The organism is Hymenobacter oligotrophus (genome assembly GCF_003574965.1).
GTDB classification, from domain to species: Bacteria; Bacteroidota; Bacteroidia; order Cytophagales; family Hymenobacteraceae; genus Solirubrum; species Solirubrum oligotrophum.
In genome coordinates this window covers 1,070,986-1,087,336 of the sequence record NZ_CP032317.1, presented here as the reverse complement: position 1 = coordinate 1,087,336, position 16,351 = coordinate 1,070,986, and the positions used below count along the sequence as shown (strand labels likewise).

Here is a 16,351-nt window from a genome sequence, read left to right as displayed (position 1 = left end):
ACTTGTCAAACACGTTCAAACTCTGGTTGCTTGCACTGCTGGCCTTGCTGCTGTGCCTCGCACCCGACACGGGCACGGCCCAGCGCCGTCGCTCCGCAAAGCCCAAGGCCAAAGCCGGCACCCCCAAGGATTTCTTTCGGGTGAAGGCGCCCAAAATTCGCTACGTACGGCCCGATACCACGGTGCTGATAGAAACGGAAGAACTCCCCGACGAAAACTCCGAAGCGGCAAAGTCTATCTTCCGGCCGGCCAAGCCGCTCAGCATTGTCAGCGAAGACACCAGCACCCTGAACCTAGGGGAGCAAAGCATTGTGGAGGTTTCGGAAGAGGTGCTGATTGACTCCTCGTGGATTAAGGTGGCGGGCTATTATTCCATCTGGGATACGCGCTCCATCAACCCGTACCGCCGCGACCCCAGCCGCCTGCGCGATACGCTCACGCTGCGCCTCACCGACGAGCCCCGCCAGCGCTACGCCCGCATGCCGCTCAATACCACGCCGCTCACCTCGGATTTTGGTTGGCGTGGCTACCGTTGGCACTACGGCGTCGACCTGGATCTGGACACCGGCGACTCGGTAAAAGCCGCTTTTGACGGGGTAGTGCGTGTGGCCAATTACGACGGCGGCGGCTACGGCTACTACTTGGTGGTGCGCCACTACAACGGCCTCGAAACGCTGTACGGCCACCTGAGCAAACAGCTGGTTAAGCCCGGAACCTTCGTGAAGGCCGGCCAGCTCATTGGCAAGGGCGGCAACACCGGGCGCAGCACCGGCTCGCACCTGCACTACGAGGTGCGTTACGAGGGCAACCCCATCGACCCGGAGCAGGTGTACGATTTCCCCGATTACCAACTGCGCGAGGAAAACTTGCGCATCACGGCGGCGCTGTTCAACTACGCGGGCCAGGCCGCCCGCATGAAAGCCGCCGCCCGCGCCCGGGCTGCCAGCCACCAGCCCACGGCCGCGCGCCGCACCGTATCGCACCGCATCCGCTCCGGCGACACGCTTTCGGAAATTGCCGACAAGTACGGCGTTTCGCAGGCCCAGATCCGGCGGCTGAACGGCATTACCGGCAAAACCACCTTGCGCCCCGGCCGTACGCTGCGGATTAAGTAAATAGTTGTCCGTTGTTGGTTGCCGGTTGTCAGCTCTGGCTGACACTTGCTACCGGCAACGGACAACTCGTAACTGACAACCACATGAAACTAGATATCCTGGTGCTCTCGGCGCACCCCGACGACGCCGAGCTAGGCTGCTCGGGCACGCTGCTGGCCGCCATGGCCCAAGGCAAAAAGGTGGGCATTGTTGATCTGACGCGCGGCGAGTTAGGTTCACGCGGCACGCCCGAAATTCGGGCGCAGGAGGCCGCTGCTGCCGCCAAGGTGCTGGGCCTGCACGCCCGCGAGAACCTAGGTCTGCCCGATGGCTTTTTCCGCAACGAGCGCGAGCATCAGTTGCCCATCATCGGCGCCGTGCGCCGCTACCAGCCCGATATCGTGCTGCTCAACGCCGTGCACGACCGGCACCCCGACCACGGCCGCGGCTCGCAGCTTGAGTCGGATGCGTGTTTCCTGGCTGGTCTGAAGATGATTGAAACCCTAGGTGCCGATGGGCAACCTCAGGAGGCTTGGCGCCCCAAGCAGGTGTACCACTTTATCCAGGACCGCTACATCAAGCCCGATTTTGTGGTTGACATTACGCCGCACTGGGCGAAAAAACGCGAAGCCATTGCCGCCTTCGCCTCGCAGTTCAACGTCGGCAACGACGGGCAGCCGCACACCTACATTTCCTCGCCCGAGTTCTGGCACTTCCTCGAAGCCCGCGCCCGCGAAATGGGCCACATCATTGGGGTGGAGTTTGGCGAAGGTTTCACGGCCGAGCGGGCACTAGGTGTACGGGATTTGTCGGGGTTGCTGTAACGGCTCTATTTATGGCTGACCCACTATTAGGGGAAGCCTACAATACTCTTAAACGCACCTCAATCATCTGGTAATGGGCATGTAAAAGAACCTTTATCATAATTTAACTCAGCTACACTTGGATCATCAACGCTATATTTCAATTCAACACAGGAATTTGATGATACTTTAATTGATCTTTTTTCAAAACTATGTTCATAAAGTGTGCCTTTGATGCGGTAAGAACAGCCTATTTGATCAGGGCCAACACGAATACCTGAGGGTTTGCCCGACCAGATTATTTTAGCAGCAACTACGTTACTATTTTTGATCTTTTCTTTTTGATAGATATAGGAATTAACGCACAAAGCAATAACTATTATAGATACTACAATAAGGCCATAATTGTAGTATTTGTTGTTTTTCTTTTTTATATCCATTTTTCTAATGCACTAGTTTTGTAGGCTTTGCAGGTGGGGTTACTGCTCTCGTCAGGGTAGTTTCTGAGGTCTTGGCTCTGACAGCCTCAGGTGTTGCATCAATAATTTTACCTGCAACCTTATTTGCTGCGTTATGAATAACTTGCTTTTGCCGTGCTACGTTAGCTCGACCTTGAGCAGAAGCTGCATTACGTGTGTGTGTTGCCGAACGACTGTTCCCTGCTTTCGCAATATTTCTGTTCGCTGCTCTAGCGGCGCTTTGTGCTTCTTTATTAGCCAGCTTTGTTGCTGCACCAGTGCCAACTGTAGCTAGCTTATCACTTTATCACTAATCTTTCCAATAACAGCACCCTTGACAGTAGCCAGAGCTACGTCTGTTACGTCCTTATCAACTTGGAAGCCTTCTTTGACCGTGTATGAAACAGAGTTTTTAACGTCTTCCAAAGCCACAGTTCGCAGAAGTCCTCCTCCAGGGATTGCAGAGACAACAAGTCCTATAACATTAATGTTCTTCACCCCATTGTCCATACAACTACCATTAGGGTTCTTCTGATAGTTATCATAAAGTTGATTTCCATATTCAAAAAGCACTCCTACTAAACAAGTTGGACAGCGTCCATCTAAGTCGTTGTAGTGTAGGCTTCCCCTAACAGTGAGCCAGCCATAAATAGAGAAAATAACAAAAACGCCCAGCTAATACTAGCCGGGCGTTTTTGTTACCGAGTGTCAGCAAGCGCTAACGGCCCGCCAGCCGGTTTTTCTTCCAATTTGAAACCGCAACCGCTGGGCCAGTTGCAACCGAACCATTTGCCGCAGCGGCGCCTTTTTGCTCCGTCAGCAGCTTGGCGGCCAGCACGGCGGCCAGTTTGGCCAACTCGTCGCTGGGCTGCTGTTGCAGCACGCTGGGCTGGAAATGCTCTTTGATGAAGTTCGTGTCGAAGTCGCCGGATACGAAGGCCGGGTGCGTGAGTACGTAGCGGCCGAAACCTAGGGTGGTTTCGATGCCGGTAATCTGGTACTCCTCAATGGCGCGCAGCATCCGCTCGATGGCCTCTTGGCGGTCTTTGCCGTAGGTTACGAGCTTGGCAATCATCGGGTCGTAGTAAATCGGGATGTCCATGCCCTGCTCAAAGCCATCGTCGACGCGCACGCCGGGGCCTTGCGGGCGCACGTAGGTTTGCAGGCGGCCGATGTCGGGCAGGAAGTTGTTCTGCGGGTCTTCGGCGTACACGCGCAGCTCTAGGGCGTGGCCGGTAATCCCTAGGTCATTCTGGCCGAAGGAGAGGGGCAGGCCCTGGGCCACCTTGATTTGCTCCTTCACCAGATCGAGCCCCGTGATGCACTCCGTTACGGGGTGCTCCACCTGCAGGCGCGTGTTCATCTCGAGGAAGTAGAAATTGCGCTTGTCGTCGAGCAGAAACTCCACGGTGCCGGCGCCGGTGTAGTTGCAGGCGCGGGCTACATCCACGGCGCAGCGGCCCATTTCGGCCCGCAGCTCCGGCGTGAGCACCGACGACGGCGCTTCTTCGATTACCTTTTGGTGGCGGCGCTGAATGGAGCACTCGCGCTCAAACAAGTGCACGATGTTGCCGTGCTCGTCGCCGAGTACCTGAATTTCGATGTGGCGCGGGCCCGTTACGAACTTCTCGATAAACACCGAGCCGTCGCCGAAGGCCGAGGTAGCTTCCGAAACGGCCAGTTGCATTTGCTCTTCGAACTCGCTTTCGGCGTGCACCAAGCGCATGCCTTTGCCGCCGCCGCCCGCCGAGGCTTTGATCAGAATGGGGAAGCCCACGCTGGTGGCAATGCGTTTGGCTTCTTCCACGTCCGAAATGGCCTCGTCGGTGCCGGGCACCAGCGGAATGTTGTAGGCCTTCACGGCCTGCTTGGCCGAGAGCTTATCGCCCATGATGTTCATGGCCTCGGGCGAGGGGCCCACGAACGTAATGCCGGCCTCTTTCACCATCTGCGCGAACTCGGCGTTTTCCGACAAAAAGCCGTACCCTGGGTGAATGGCATCGACGCCGAGCTGCTTGCAGACCTCGATAATCTTGTCGCCGCGTAGGTAGCTGTCTTTCGAAGCGGGCGGGCCTACGCACACGGCTTCGTCGGCGTAGCGCACGTGCAGGGCGTTGCGGTCGGCTTCGGAGTAAATGGCCACGGTTTTCAGGCCCATTTCGCGGGCCGAGCGCAGCACGCGCAGGGCAATTTCGCCACGGTTGGCGACGAGCAGCTTGGTAATTTTCTTCATGCCAGAGGGGGCAAGGGGAGGGAGCAAGGTTGGAGGGCCGAAAGTAATAAGGATTGAGGTGACACGTGATAGGTGATGAGGTAACAGGTGACAGGTAATGAGTAATAGGTGGCGGGTAAGTGGTGCGGGCAAATCCCGTTTGTCCTGTCGAGCGGCAGCGAGACATCTATTAGCGTCGTTCAACGAACCGCACCAGATGTCCCGCTGCCGCTCGACAGGACAAACGACCTAGGGCGCCTGCCCCCTGTCACGTGTTACGTGTCACCTGTTACCTCAATCCTTATTACTCGCCATGCCGAATAACCGTGCGGCTAACTAGCGTAGGCTGAACGCGGTTTCGTAACTTGCGCCGCACTGGCTGTATTCCTCCTTGGAATGGACCAGTCTTTTTTCGGTACCCTCACCCCAAAGCATCCCCGCGTGGACATTTTTGAGAGAATTGCCGCCAACCGCGGCCCGCTCGGCAGCCACTCACACTACGCGCACGGTTATTTCACCTTCCCCAAGCTGGAGGGCGAAATCAAGCCACGCATGATTTTCCGAGGCAAAGAGGTTCTGACCTGGAGCCTGAATAACTACCTAGGCCTGGCCAACCACCCCGAGGTGCGCAAAGCCGACGCCGACGCTGCCGCCGAATTTGGCATGGCGCTGCCCATGGGTGCCCGCATCATGAGCGGCAACTCGAACTACCACGAGCAGCTGGAATCGGAGCTGGCCGACTTCATCAAGAAGGAAGACGTGCTGCTGCTGAACTTTGGCTACCAGGGCGTGGTGTCGATCATCGACGCGCTGGTATCGCGCCACGATGTGATTGTGTACGACGCCGAGTCGCACGCGTGCATCATCGACGGTGTGCGCCTGCACCAAGGCAAGCGCTTTGTGTTTCCGCACAACGACATGGCCGGCCTCGAGAAGCAGCTGGAGCGTGCCACCAAGCTGGTACAGGAAACCGGCGGCGGCATTCTGGTGATTACCGAAGGCGCGTTTGGCATGTCGGGCAACCAAGGCAACCTGCGCGGCGTGGTGGCGCTGAAGGAGAAATTTAACTTCCGTTTGTTCGTTGACGACGCCCACGGCTTCGGCACGATGGGCGCCACGGGCGCCGGTACGGGCGAAGAACAGGGCGTGCAGGACGGCATCGACCTTTATTTTTCGACGTTCGCGAAGTCGATGGCCAGCATCGGTGCCTTCGTGGGCGGCCCCGAGCCGGTAATTGAATATTTGCGCTACAACATGCGCAGCCAAATCTTCGCCAAATCGCTGCCGATGCCGCTTGTAGTGGGCGCGCTGAAGCGTTTGGAGCTGCTGCGCACCAAGCCCGAGCTCAAGGAAAACCTTTGGACGATTGTACGGGCGCTGCAAAGTGGCCTGCGCGAGAAAGGCTTCAACATTGGTACCACCACCACGCCCGTAACGCCGGTGCTGCTGAACGGCGAAATTCCGGACGCAACGCAGCTAACGTTCGATTTGCGAGAGAATTACGGCATTTTCTGCTCGATCGTGGTGTACCCCGTGGTTCCCAAGGGCGTGATCATGCTGCGCCTCATCCCGACGGCCGTGCACACGCTCGACGACGTGAACCAGACCATTGCCGCGTTCGAAGCTATTGCCGCCAAACTCGACAAAGGCCTGTACTCAAAACAGCCTGCAACGGCCTAAACGCCGTTTTGGCCCACAGGCAAAGCCACCCGTTGCTAACGCAGCGGGTGGCTTTGTTTTTGTACTTATCGGAGAGGTTGGGGGCTGGGTCGAAAAACAAAAATGCAGCTTTTGGGTGGTCAAATGTTGGCCTACGCGCTGCAATCGGCATCGAAAAATTTTTTCGAAAATTAGCTTTGATTTGAAATGCCCGTATATTAGGCCCGGTCAAAACCTTGTTTCACACCACTAACCCCTCTTTTTTCTCATGGCTAATAATTTTGGCAAACTGCGTGACCTCGTTATGTCGCTGGAAGCTGACTTCGAGAAGTTCTACGACAAGAACAACTCCGCTGCTGGCACGCGTGTGCGCAAAGGCATGCAGGAGCTGAAGAACATGGCTCAAGAAATCCGTTCGGAAGTTCAGAACATGAAGAACTCGGGCGGTGGCGAAAGCGCTACCAATGCTGGCGGTGCAGCCAAGAAAGCTACCGGCGCTGCTGCCGGTGGTGCTGCCAAGAAGGCTGCTCCTGCCAAGAAGAAGTAATCACGGATTATTTCTGACCTAGAAAGGTAAGGTTCGCTTTGCCGAACCCTAGGTCAAACAAAAAGGCCCCGCCGGTTGGCGGGGCCTTTTTGTTTGTGGTATTGGCACATCCTCAATTGATCATCTTGAGCAAAGCGAAGGACCTTATCACGTGGGATAGTAATTTCTATCTGACGTGATAAGGTCCTTCGCTTTGCTCAGGATGACTGGTGTATTTAATCCGTAACCTTCAGCAGGTAGTAGTTCTTTTTGCCCTTCTGGGCCACGATGTATTTATCGAGCAGCAAGGGTACCTCGGCTGCTTGCTGCTCTGCAGTAACTTTTTCGCGGTTCAGGCTCACGCCGCCGCCTTGGATCATCTTGCGCGCCTCGCCTTTGGAGGGGAAGATGGTGCCGCCGGTGGCTTCGCTAAGCAAACCGATAACGCCTTGCTCCGTCAGCGTAGCGCGCGGAACTTCCACGTGGGGCACGCCGGCAAACACGTCGAGCAGGGTAGCTTCGTCGAGACTCGTTAGCTCGCCGCCGCCGAACAGCACTTGCGAGGCCGAAAGGGCCGCTTCGTAGGCTGCTTCGCCGTGCACCCGAATGGTCACGTCTTTGGCCAGTGCCTTTTGCAGGGTGCGCAGGTGGGGTGCCTGGGCGTGTTCGGCTTCGAGGACTTCGATTTCTTCCTTGCTCAGCAGCGTGAACACGCGGATGAGGCGCGGCACATCGGCGTCGGCGGCGTTGAGGAAGAACTGGTAGAACTGGTACGGCGAGGTCATGGAGCCATCGAGCCACACGGTGCCGGTTTCGCTCTTGCCGTACTTGGTGCCATCGGCCTTGGTGATGAGCTGGCCGGTGAGGGCATAGGCTTTGCCTTCGCCGCCCGTCATGCGGCGGATGAGCTCGGTGCCGGTGGTGATGTTGCCCCACTGGTCCGATGCGCCCATCTGCAGCGTGGTACCTAGGGTTTTGTAGAGGTGGAAGAAGTCGTAACCTTGCAGCAGTTGGTAGCTGAACTCGGTGTAGCTGATGCCCTCGGCGCCGGTATCCTCGTTGCCACCGATGCGGCGCTTCACCGAGTCCTTGGCCATCATGTAGTTTACCGTGAGGTGCTTGCCTACCTCGCGCAGAAACTGCAGAAAGCCGAACTCCTTAAACCAATCGTAGTTGTTGACCACGACCGCGCCCGTGGGCGAATCGTTGAACGCGATGAACTTCTCCAACTGCGCCCGAATGCCCGCCTGGTTACGGCGCAGCGCTTCTTCGTCGAGCAGATTGCGCTCCGCGGATTTGCCCGAGGGGTCGCCGATCATGCCGGTGGCGCCGCCTACCAACGCCACGGGGCGGTGGCCAGCGCGCTGCAGGTGCACCAGCAGCATAATGGTAGCCAGGTTGCCGATGTGCAGCGAAGGAGCGGTGGGGTCGAAGCCGATGTAGCCGGTTACGGGACCGTTGTTGAGCAAGTGCTCGTCGGTGCCGGGCATCATGTCGTGAAACATGCCGCGCCAGCGCAGTTCGTCGATGAGGTTCATTCCGTTGTCAGTTGCAAGTTGTCGGTTGTCAGTACTCGCGTAAGTCAGCGTAAACTGACAACTCGCAACTGACAACGGCCAACTGTATTTCGCGCAAAGGTAAGCGCCAAAACGGGCGATGTAGCGCGGGCTTCAGCCCGTGCCTGCGTGAACGATCTATAATGTGTGTCGGAGTGAACCACGAAATTGTTTGGGATAACCCGGGCTTAGGCCTGCGCTGCACTACTCGAAACCTTGCTGAGCCTCGGTGATGCGTTTCTGCACGAACGGGCCTAGGTCGGTTTTGGGCTGCCGAAACAGCAGCACCTCGCTGCCTCGGATGCGGGCGTACGGGCTTTGCACCCGGCCCACCACCTCCATGCTGCCAAATACCTGCTTTAGGTCCTCGGGCCCGTAGCCCTCGTTGGCGTAGATGAAAGCACTGACGGTTTCGGGCGCGGGCATCCAGTAGGAGTTGGAGCCGTTGAGCGTGTAGCAGCGTGGCAGACCTAGGGCTGGGCCGTACCAGTTGAGGGCTCCAGCCTGGCCGTAATTGTCGCCGTACACAATGCAGTGGGCACGCTCAGCAGGCGTAAGGCGGGCCAGCGCCTGCTGCACCAACGGGGCGTACTCGTCCCAACCATGCATATCCGCTACATCCTGCGGTAGGTGGTGCTGCTGCCCGTCTTCCCACCGCGTGAGGGCATCGAGTACCGAGACGCGCTGCACGTAGCGGCTCAGGCCATCGATTGAAAGTACCGGCAATAACGCGGGTACGATGGGCAGGCTCAGCAGCAACCCAATACCTAGGGTGCCAGCCAATGCTGCTCGGCTTTTACGCTCGAGGTACACGGCACCTAGGGCCATTAGGGGCGGGTACACGGCGGCGGCGTAGTAGTTTTTGCCGCGGCTGAGCAGCAGCAAGGCAATTACAAAAAAGTAGGCCAGAGCCAGCGGGCGGTACGGCTTGCCCGCTCGGGTAAAGCAAAACCACAGCCCGGCCAGCCACAGGCCCGCGCCAGCCAGCGTCATGGGCAATTGCTCAACCAGAAAGTCGATGGGCGAAACGTTAGTGAGCTGCGTTTCCTGCAGCTTGTTCATGTGGCCGAGCACGGGCCAGTTGTGCGTAGCCTGCCAAACGAGGTTGGGCAGAAAGATGAGCGCCGCCGCGCCTACCGCCAGCCAAAACCACCGCGTAGCCAGCCACGGCCGCTCGGCGGGCGTGAGCAGCAGCGCCAGCAGGAGCGAGGCCACGTAAAACGCCGTGGTATACTTGGCCAGCATGCCCAAGCCAATGCACACACCTAGGGCAAGCAGCAGCCGGGGCTCGTGCGTGTGCACGAAGCGCACCACCAAAAAGCCGTAGAGCGTCCAGAAAAACACATCGAGGAAGTTGGGCTGAAACAAGCCGTGCATCGCCAGGTATACCGGCGACACCGCCACCGCCACCGCCGCAGCCACCTGCGCCCAGCGCCCGCCGCCGGCCTGGCGCACGATTAGGCCGGTAAGCAGCACCGTAAGGCTGCCGAACAGCGCCGGGAAGAACTTAGCGGCCCAGATGGTGTGACCCAGTACCGCCTGCGCCAGCCACGAGAAAGGCGCTAGCAGCGGCGGAATCTCCTTGTAGCCCCAAGCCAGGTGGTGGGCCATGTCGAGGTACAGGTACTCGTCGCGGTGCAGGCCGTAGCGGCCCGAGAGCAGAAACTGCAGCAAAAACTTGCACAGCGCCAACCCGAGCAGCAGCGCATCGACGCGCACCCGCCGGTGCGCAATGGGGGGCAGAACAACCGACATAGGCCAAAGCGAATATGCTGCGAAAGGTACGCGCCTAGGTTACCTTTGCAAGTGCTGCATTGCCCTAGGTTGCTGCAGCGGCCTTCACCCACACGACGACGACCCAGCTTACCCCATGCCTCAGCTCTCCGCCGACCAAATCATGCAGCAGCTGCAAAAGCGGCAGTTTGCGCCGGTGTACTTTCTGCAAGGCGAAGAGCCGTACTACATCGATCTGGTTTCCGACTTTATCGAGAAGAACGTGCTGAGCGAAGCCGACAAGGGCTTCAACCAAGTGGTGCTCTACGGAAAGGATACCGACATACCCACCGTGCTTGGGCAAGCGCGCCGCTTTCCGATGATGGCCGAGCGCACCGTGGTGATTGTAAAGGAAGCCCAGAACCTGCCCGGCCTCGAAGCCGATGCGGGCCAAACTATGCTGGAGGCTTACCTGAAAAACCCGCTGCCCAGCACCGTGCTGGTGCTGGCCCACAAGCACAAGTGCCTCGACGGCCGCAAGAAGCTCGGCAAAATCATGGCCGAGCACGCCGTGCTGCTCACCTCCGATAAGCTGCGCGACTACCAAGTGCCGCAGTGGTTGAAGGATACCATGAAGCAGCGCCAGCGCCCCATTCACGACGAGGCCGTGCAGCTGCTGAGCGAGTACATCGGCGCCGACCTAGGGCGCTTGCTGGGCGAAATCCAGAAGATGGAGCTCAACCTGCAGCCCGGCCAGCCCATCGACGCGGCCACCGTGCAGCGCATGGTGGGCATCAGCAAAGACTACAACATCTTCGAGCTGCAGAAGGCGCTCATCATGCGCGATGTGCTGAAGGCCAACCGCATTGTGCAGCACTTTGCCCTCAACCCCAAGGATAACCCGCTTATTCCCAACCTCACGCTGCTGTTTAACTTCTTCCTGCGCCTGTTGCAGCTGCACACCCTGTCCAACCCCTCGCCGGCCGATTGGAAGAAGATAGGTGTGGCCAACAGCTACGCCCAGAAAGAGTACCAGCAGGCCTTGAAGGTGTTTCCATACCAACGCACCCGCGACATCATCCGCCTGATCCGCCGCGCCGATTTGCAGAGCAAAGGCGTGGAGTCGGGCTCGATGTCGGAGGCAGATATCCTGCAGGAATTGGTGTTTATGATACTGCACCCGCAAGTGCCAGTAGCGGTGATGGTGGGGTAAGTAGACTATTGCATACGACAGCCGATAACGTGCTTCGTTATCCTAAGTTCGGGAAGACAGGTGCTTAGCTCTCCAAGCGTTATACATTGGTTGCCAGTCTATCAAAGCCACGACCAAGACATCCTCTGCGTCCGGGTCGTTTGGATGTTCATCGTTCCACATGGCCCAGGCTTGGGTTCGTTCGGAAAGGAACTTCAAATCAGCTAGTTCTTCGGTGCCGATACGCTTTCTCCACCACTGCTGATGGGTGCACTCCAATTTGTCGTGTATTACCAACGCCCATAATTTATATTCAATAGAGTCATACCAACCGGCGGCGTAGTATTCCTCGCTGAGCCAAGCGACGTAGTCGACGAGTAACTGACGCAACTCGTCAGCAGTATAGCACTCTGGCACGCCTGTAGCACGGGCAATTGCTGTTTCAATTTTTTTGTGTCCTTTGGCCTTGGCCAATTCCACAGGGGTGTAACCGTTTGGTGTCTGTTGTGTGAGCAACTCCGGGTTAGTCCGTACCAACACACGTACTTTATCTAGGTGTGCGTTGATAATGGCATTGACTAGTTCTTTCATGATAGCAAATTAGGTAAGTCCTCTCGTGTCCCTTTGGTCTGAACGCTCTATCATAGCAGGGCGCTTGAGTTTCGATTTAGGGAACCCAAAAGAAATTTTTCCGCGTTAGAAGGAAAAATTTCCATAAGTTTCGGCGCAATTACAACCACACCTATGACAACGGCAAGCACCAAACACAAAGACCTGGCGGCGCTACCCGTAGCGCTCCGCAAGAAATGGGCGGCTTGGGGCCGTACCGGGCAAGATGCGTTTGCCCTCGTACTGGAGGCGCGCAAGGGCGTGCCGGCCACCACCGCGTTCGAAGTAGCCGAGGCGTTTCAGCTGCAAGCCAACGAGCTGGAGGCCATTTACGAGCTGTCGACGAAAACCCTGCGCAACTACTCGCAGGAGAAAAAGCCGCTCAGCCCCGCCAGCAGCGAGAAGACCCTAAAGATCATTGCCCTCTACAACCTAGGCGTGGAGGTGTTCGGCGAAGCCGCGGCTTTTCTGCGTTGGCTCGATAAACCCGCCCACGGCCTCGATGGCGAAGTGCCCCTGAAATTGCTCGAAACCACCGGCGGCATCGATCTGGTAACCGAGGAGCTGCAGCGCATCGCCCACGGCGACTTATCGTAACCCCACGCCCAAGCTGTGCTGCTCTACCGCATTTGCCTGGCCAAGTACGCCGATGGGTTGTTTGCCTCGGGCTACCGCGCCCGCTGGAATTACAAAGACCAGTTTGTTATTTACGCGGCCAGCAGCCGCGCCCTGGCTTGCCTCGAAAACGTGGTGCACCGCAGCGGCGAAGGCCTCAACGACCAATTTCGGGTGCTGGTGATTGACGTACCCGACGATTTGCTGATCGAGGAAATCAAGCTGGAGCAGCTACCCGCCGGCTGGGAAAAAGCCAGCCGCTACGCCGTGTGCCAGCCCCTAGGCAGCGCGTGGTACGAGGCCCGCCGCTCGGCCGTGTTGCGCGTGCCTTCATCGATTGTGCCGCAGGAAAGCAACTACCTGCTGCACAGCCGCCACCCCGATTTTGCGCGCATCCGCATTGTGGCCCGCGAGGAGTTTGCGTTTGATACCCGGATTAAAGGCGAGGTGTAGCCCAAGCTGCCCCACCAAAACACCCACCCGGCGCCTAGGTGCCGGGTGGGTGTTTGGCTTTCCGGACCTAGGCAGGCCGCGTCGAATACCAGATACCGCCGTATAAGCGTTGAAAGACGCCAAGCTGCCGCAACCCGCAGGCATTTTTCCCTACTTTTGGCTTAACCGGGCCCGCGCGGCCCGCCCTTCGCTACGCTCTGCCAATGAAGTTACTTCCTCGCCTGGCGCTGGCGGCCTCGCTCAGCGCCACGACGCCGCTGGCCCTGCAAGCCCAGCATACCCAAAAGTTCACCAACGAAGAACGCTACTATTTCGAGGGACTCGAGCTGTTCGACCGCGGCCAGTACGGCGCGGCGCAAACGTCGTTTCAGCAGTACCTCGAAACCGTGCCGCGCCGCACCGGCGACGTGCGCGACCGTACCGCCGACGCCGAGTATTACTTTGCCGTAAGCGGCCTGTACCTGCTGCATCCCGATTCGGAAGGCCGCATCCTGGCCTTTGCCGAAAACAACCGGGCGCACCCCAAAGCGGCTTCGGCCTACTACGAGCTCGGCAAGTTTTACTTCGATAAGAAGGACCACAAGCGCGCGGTTGACTACTTCGCCCGCGTGGCGGCCGACAACCTCACGGGCGAACAACGCGCCGAGGCCGAGTTTAAGCAGGCCTACAGCCACTTTGCCCTGAAGGAGTTCGACAAGGCCAAACTCATCTTCGACCGCAACAAGCAAGGCAACCACGAGTTTCGCTACGCCAGCAGCTACTACGCCGGCTACTTGGCCTACCGTGCCGGCGACTACGCCGGGGCCCGCCAAGACCTAGGCGTGGCCGAGCAGAACGATGCCTACCGCCCCGTAGTACCGGCCATCATGAGCCAGATTTACTACAAAGAGGGCAACATGAACGGGCTGATTGAGTACGGCACCAAGGCGCTGGCCCAAACGCCGCCGCCACAATCGGCCGATGAGATTCAGCTGCTCGTGGGCGATGCGTTTTACCAGAAGCAGGACTGGGCCCGCGCGGCCGAGTACTTCGATAAATACGCCGCCGGCCGGAAGAAAATCGAGCCGATGGTGCAGTACAAAATCGGCTACGCCAACTTCAAGCAAGGCGACTTTAAGGGCGCCATCGGCTCGCTGAAAACCGTGGCTGCCGGCCGCGACTCTTTGGGCCAAAACGCCGCGTATCACCTAGGGCTGAGCTACCTGCAAACCAACGCCAAGCAGCAGGCCCTGAACTCGTTCGACGCCGCCCGCAAAGTCAACTTCGACAAGCAAGTAGCCGAAAACGCCGCCCTGAAGTACGCCCAGGTAAGCTACGAGCTCGGCAACACCGCCGAGGCTGTATCGGCGTTGGAAGACTTCGGCAAGAAATACCCGCGCTCGAAAAACCGCGCCACCGCCGACGACCTGCTGAGCGACGCTTACCTGAGCAGCACCGACTACGCCCGGGCCCTGCGCTACCTCGAAGGCCTCGACGAACGCACCAGCAAGCTCAACGCCACGTACCAACGCGTAGCCTACTACCAGGCCGCTACGCTCTACAACAACGGGCAGTATCAGCAGGTGCAGCCCTTGCTCGAGAAGAGCCTGCGCTACCCGCAAGACGACGCCCTGCGCGCCGCGGCCGAGGTACTGCGCGGCGAGGTGTACAGCCTCAACCAAGAGTATCCGCAGGCCATCCAGAGCTACACCGCTGCTCTGCGCACCGCCCGCGACGGCGCCGCCGCCCAAACCGACTACGACCAGAAAGCCCGTTACGGCCTGGGTTACGCGTACTACAACACCAAGAAGTACGACCAGGCCCGCCCGTACTTTCAGCAGTACGTATCGGACAAAGATGCCAAGCCCGGTACCGACCCCAACTACTACGATGCCACGCTGCGCCTGGCCGATACCTACTACGTAGCCAAAAACTACGCGCAGGCGCTGGAACTCTACGACAAGGTAATTCAGGCCAACGCCGCCGAAAAGGACTTTGCCTATTACCAGAAGAGCGTAACGCTGGGGCTGATGGGCCGACGCGACGACGCGGCCAAAACCCTGCAAACCCTGCTGCGCACCTCGCCCAACTCGCGCTACGCCGACGACGCGGTGTACCAGCAGGCCCAGCTCGATTTCGAGAACGGCAACTTCCAGCCGGCCGTGGAGGGCTTCAGCCGATTGGTGAGCAACCGCCCCAACTCGCCGCTGGTGCCGCAGGCGCTGCTGCGCCGGGGCATTGCCTACCAAAACCTGCAGCAACACGAAAAGGCCGCGGCCGATTTCAAGCAGGTGCTGCAGCAGTACCCGCGCAGCAAAGCGGCCTCCAACGCCATCTATGGCTTGCAGGAAAGCTTGTCGTCGCTGGGCAAGACGGAGGAATTTGACCAGTATTTGGCGCAGTTCAAAGCTACCAACCCCGACGACAAAGCCGTGGAGAGCGTGGAGTTTGAAGCCGCCAAGTCGCTTTACCTAGCCGAAAAGTACCCGCAGGCCATTCCGCGCCTCGAAACCTACTTGAAGCAGCACAGCAACACCTCGCTGGCCGCTGATGCCCGGTTCTTCCTGGCCGACTCGTACCTGAAAACCGGCAACAAACAGGACGCCCTGCCGCGCCTGCGCGCCGTGGTAGAAGAAGGCAAGAGCGAGTACCTGAACCGGGCCGTAAGCCGCGTGGCCGACCTGGAGTTTGAAAACAAGAACTACGCCGAGGCTGCCAAGTACTACGAGCGCCTGCGCCAGACCACCCAAAACCGCCGCGAGCGGGCCACGGCGGGCCTAGGTGTGGTGCGCAGCTACTACGAAGCCGGCGATTTTGCCGGTGCCAGCCGCGTAGCCAACGAGGTAATCGCCGAAGGCAACGCTACGCCCACGGTGGCCAATACGGCTACGCTGTACATCGGCAAAGCCGATTACAAAGCGGGCAACCTCGACCAAGCCGTAACCAGCCTGACTAATGCCGCCAAAGCCACCGACGTGAGCGGAGCCGAGGCCCAGTACCTGCTGGCCGAGGTGCTGTATCAGCAAAAGAAATACGAGCCCGCGCTGGATGCCGCCTTCAAGCTGAACACCAGCTTTAGCCAGTTCGACTTGTGGGTGGGCCGGGCTTTTCTGCTGATTGCCGACATCTACAAAGACCAGGGCGAAATCTTCCAGGCGCGCACCACGCTCAATTCGCTTATCGAGAATAAATTCCCGGTGGCCGAGGTGATAGAAGGGGCCAAGCAGCGCTTGGCCGCGTTGGAAGCCAGTAACCCCTCCAACCCCAAAGGCAGCACCAAACCTGCCACTACCAAGCCGGGGACCAGCGGCACCAAAGCCCCGGCCAAGCCGGCCGGTAAGCTCGGCAACCTGCGCCAGTCGCTAACGCAGCCTGCCGATACCACCAACACCGATACGGCCGCACCCGAGCAGGATGCTAACGGCTCGGATGAGTAGGAGTGAAGCTGATTTCAACGAATAAGTAATTGTACTTGAATGGCC

At 58.6% G+C, this 16,351-nt stretch carries 13 protein-coding genes and 1 pseudogene; 8 read left to right on the top strand and 6 right to left on the bottom strand.

Annotation, left to right across the window (positions count from 1 at the left end; genetic code table 11):
- Window positions 1-2 precede the first annotated feature (2 nt).
- A complete protein-coding gene (locus D3Y59_RS18780; protein ID WP_317127419.1) occupies window positions 3-1,115 on the top strand; it encodes a M23 family metallopeptidase in 1,113 nt (370 codons plus the stop codon).
- Between the two features lie 83 nt (window positions 1,116-1,198).
- A complete protein-coding gene (gene bshB1, locus D3Y59_RS04560) occupies window positions 1,199-1,918 on the top strand; it encodes a bacillithiol biosynthesis deacetylase BshB1 (protein WP_119443979.1) in 720 nt (239 codons plus the stop codon).
- Window positions 1,919-1,977: 59 nt separating this feature from the next.
- Here the strand turns inward: bshB1 and D3Y59_RS18200 are convergent, their stop codons facing one another.
- From D3Y59_RS18200 to accC, 3 genes are all read right to left on the bottom strand, one after another.
- On the bottom strand, window positions 1,978-2,337 hold the full coding sequence (locus D3Y59_RS18200; protein ID WP_162910542.1) for a hypothetical protein: 360 nt from the start codon (window positions 2,335-2,337) through the stop codon (window positions 1,978-1,980).
- Window positions 2,338-2,646: 309 nt separating this feature from the next.
- A complete protein-coding gene (locus D3Y59_RS18195) occupies window positions 2,647-2,928 on the bottom strand; it encodes a hypothetical protein (protein WP_162910541.1) in 282 nt (93 codons plus the stop codon).
- 145 nt (window positions 2,929-3,073) lie between these two features.
- Entirely contained in the window at window positions 3,074-4,588 is a 1,515-nt protein-coding gene (gene accC / locus D3Y59_RS04555) for an acetyl-CoA carboxylase biotin carboxylase subunit (RefSeq protein ID WP_119443978.1), read from the bottom strand.
- Between the two features lie 420 nt (window positions 4,589-5,008).
- On the opposite strand from accC, the gene D3Y59_RS04550 reads away from it, so the two are divergent.
- Window positions 5,009-6,247: an aminotransferase class I/II-fold pyridoxal phosphate-dependent enzyme gene (locus D3Y59_RS04550; protein WP_119446320.1), complete on the top strand. Its 1,239-nt coding sequence runs from the start codon at window positions 5,009-5,011 to the stop codon at window positions 6,245-6,247.
- A 247-nt stretch (window positions 6,248-6,494) separates the two neighbouring features.
- Window positions 6,495-6,668 (top strand): annotated as a pseudogene (locus D3Y59_RS18775) (histone H1); the annotation flags it as partial.
- Window positions 6,669-6,988: 320 nt separating this feature from the next.
- On the opposite strand, the gene tyrS reads toward D3Y59_RS18775, so the two are convergent.
- Window positions 6,989-8,290, bottom strand: coding sequence for a tyrosine--tRNA ligase (tyrS, locus tag D3Y59_RS04540; RefSeq protein WP_119443976.1), 1,302 nt, complete (start codon window positions 8,288-8,290; stop codon window positions 6,989-6,991).
- 222 nt (window positions 8,291-8,512) lie between these two features.
- Window positions 8,513-10,063 carry a glycosyltransferase family 39 protein gene (locus D3Y59_RS04535; RefSeq protein WP_119443975.1) on the bottom strand — a complete coding sequence of 517 codons (1,551 nt, stop codon included), beginning with the start codon at window positions 10,061-10,063 and terminating at the stop codon, window positions 8,513-8,515.
- Between the two features lie 115 nt (window positions 10,064-10,178).
- Here D3Y59_RS04535 and holA point away from each other — a divergent pair, with 115 nt between their 5' ends.
- Window positions 10,179-11,234: a DNA polymerase III subunit delta gene (gene holA / locus D3Y59_RS04530; RefSeq protein WP_119443974.1), complete on the top strand. Its 1,056-nt coding sequence runs from the start codon at window positions 10,179-10,181 to the stop codon at window positions 11,232-11,234.
- Between the two features lie 42 nt (window positions 11,235-11,276).
- Here holA and D3Y59_RS04525 read toward each other — a convergent pair whose 3' ends face one another.
- The gene (locus tag D3Y59_RS04525) at window positions 11,277-11,804 is read right to left on the bottom strand and encodes a hypothetical protein (RefSeq protein ID WP_119443973.1); all 528 of its coding nucleotides are present in this window, start codon (window positions 11,802-11,804) and stop codon (window positions 11,277-11,279) included.
- Window positions 11,805-11,957: 153 nt separating this feature from the next.
- Between D3Y59_RS04525 and parS the strand changes: the two genes are divergently transcribed.
- From parS to D3Y59_RS04510, 3 genes are all read left to right on the top strand, one after another.
- The gene (gene parS / locus D3Y59_RS04520) at window positions 11,958-12,419 is read left to right on the top strand and encodes a type II RES/Xre toxin-antitoxin system antitoxin (RefSeq protein ID WP_119443972.1); all 462 of its coding nucleotides are present in this window, start codon (window positions 11,958-11,960) and stop codon (window positions 12,417-12,419) included.
- A gap of 15 nt (window positions 12,420-12,434) precedes the next feature.
- Complete coding sequence (locus D3Y59_RS04515; RefSeq protein ID WP_119443971.1) at window positions 12,435-12,890, top strand: RES family NAD+ phosphorylase; 456 nt, start codon at window positions 12,435-12,437, stop codon at window positions 12,888-12,890.
- A gap of 203 nt (window positions 12,891-13,093) precedes the next feature.
- The gene (locus tag D3Y59_RS04510) at window positions 13,094-16,306 is read left to right on the top strand and encodes a tetratricopeptide repeat protein (protein WP_119443970.1); all 3,213 of its coding nucleotides are present in this window, start codon (window positions 13,094-13,096) and stop codon (window positions 16,304-16,306) included.
- Window positions 16,307-16,351: the final 45 nt, after the last annotated feature.

What these genes read in the sequence shown, in the direction of transcription:
- bshB1 (WP_119443979.1), top strand. Translation starts at nt 1,199, where the DNA reads ATGAAACTAGATATCCTGGTGCTCTCGGCGCACCCCGACGACGCCGAG.
- D3Y59_RS18200 (WP_162910542.1), bottom strand. Translation starts at nt 2,337, where the DNA reads ATGGATATAAAAAAGAAAAACAACAAATACTACAATTATGGCCTTATT.
- accC (WP_119443978.1), bottom strand. Translation starts at nt 4,588, where the DNA reads ATGAAGAAAATTACCAAGCTGCTCGTCGCCAACCGTGGCGAAATTGCC.
- tyrS (WP_119443976.1), bottom strand. Translation starts at nt 8,290, where the DNA reads ATGAACCTCATCGACGAACTGCGCTGGCGCGGCATGTTTCACGACATG.
- D3Y59_RS04535 (WP_119443975.1), bottom strand. Translation starts at nt 10,063, where the DNA reads ATGTCGGTTGTTCTGCCCCCCATTGCGCACCGGCGGGTGCGCGTCGAT.
- holA (WP_119443974.1), top strand. Translation starts at nt 10,179, where the DNA reads ATGCCTCAGCTCTCCGCCGACCAAATCATGCAGCAGCTGCAAAAGCGG.
- D3Y59_RS04525 (WP_119443973.1), bottom strand. Translation starts at nt 11,804, where the DNA reads ATGAAAGAACTAGTCAATGCCATTATCAACGCACACCTAGATAAAGTA.
- parS (WP_119443972.1), top strand. Translation starts at nt 11,958, where the DNA reads ATGACAACGGCAAGCACCAAACACAAAGACCTGGCGGCGCTACCCGTA.
- D3Y59_RS04510 (WP_119443970.1), top strand. Translation starts at nt 13,094, where the DNA reads ATGAAGTTACTTCCTCGCCTGGCGCTGGCGGCCTCGCTCAGCGCCACG.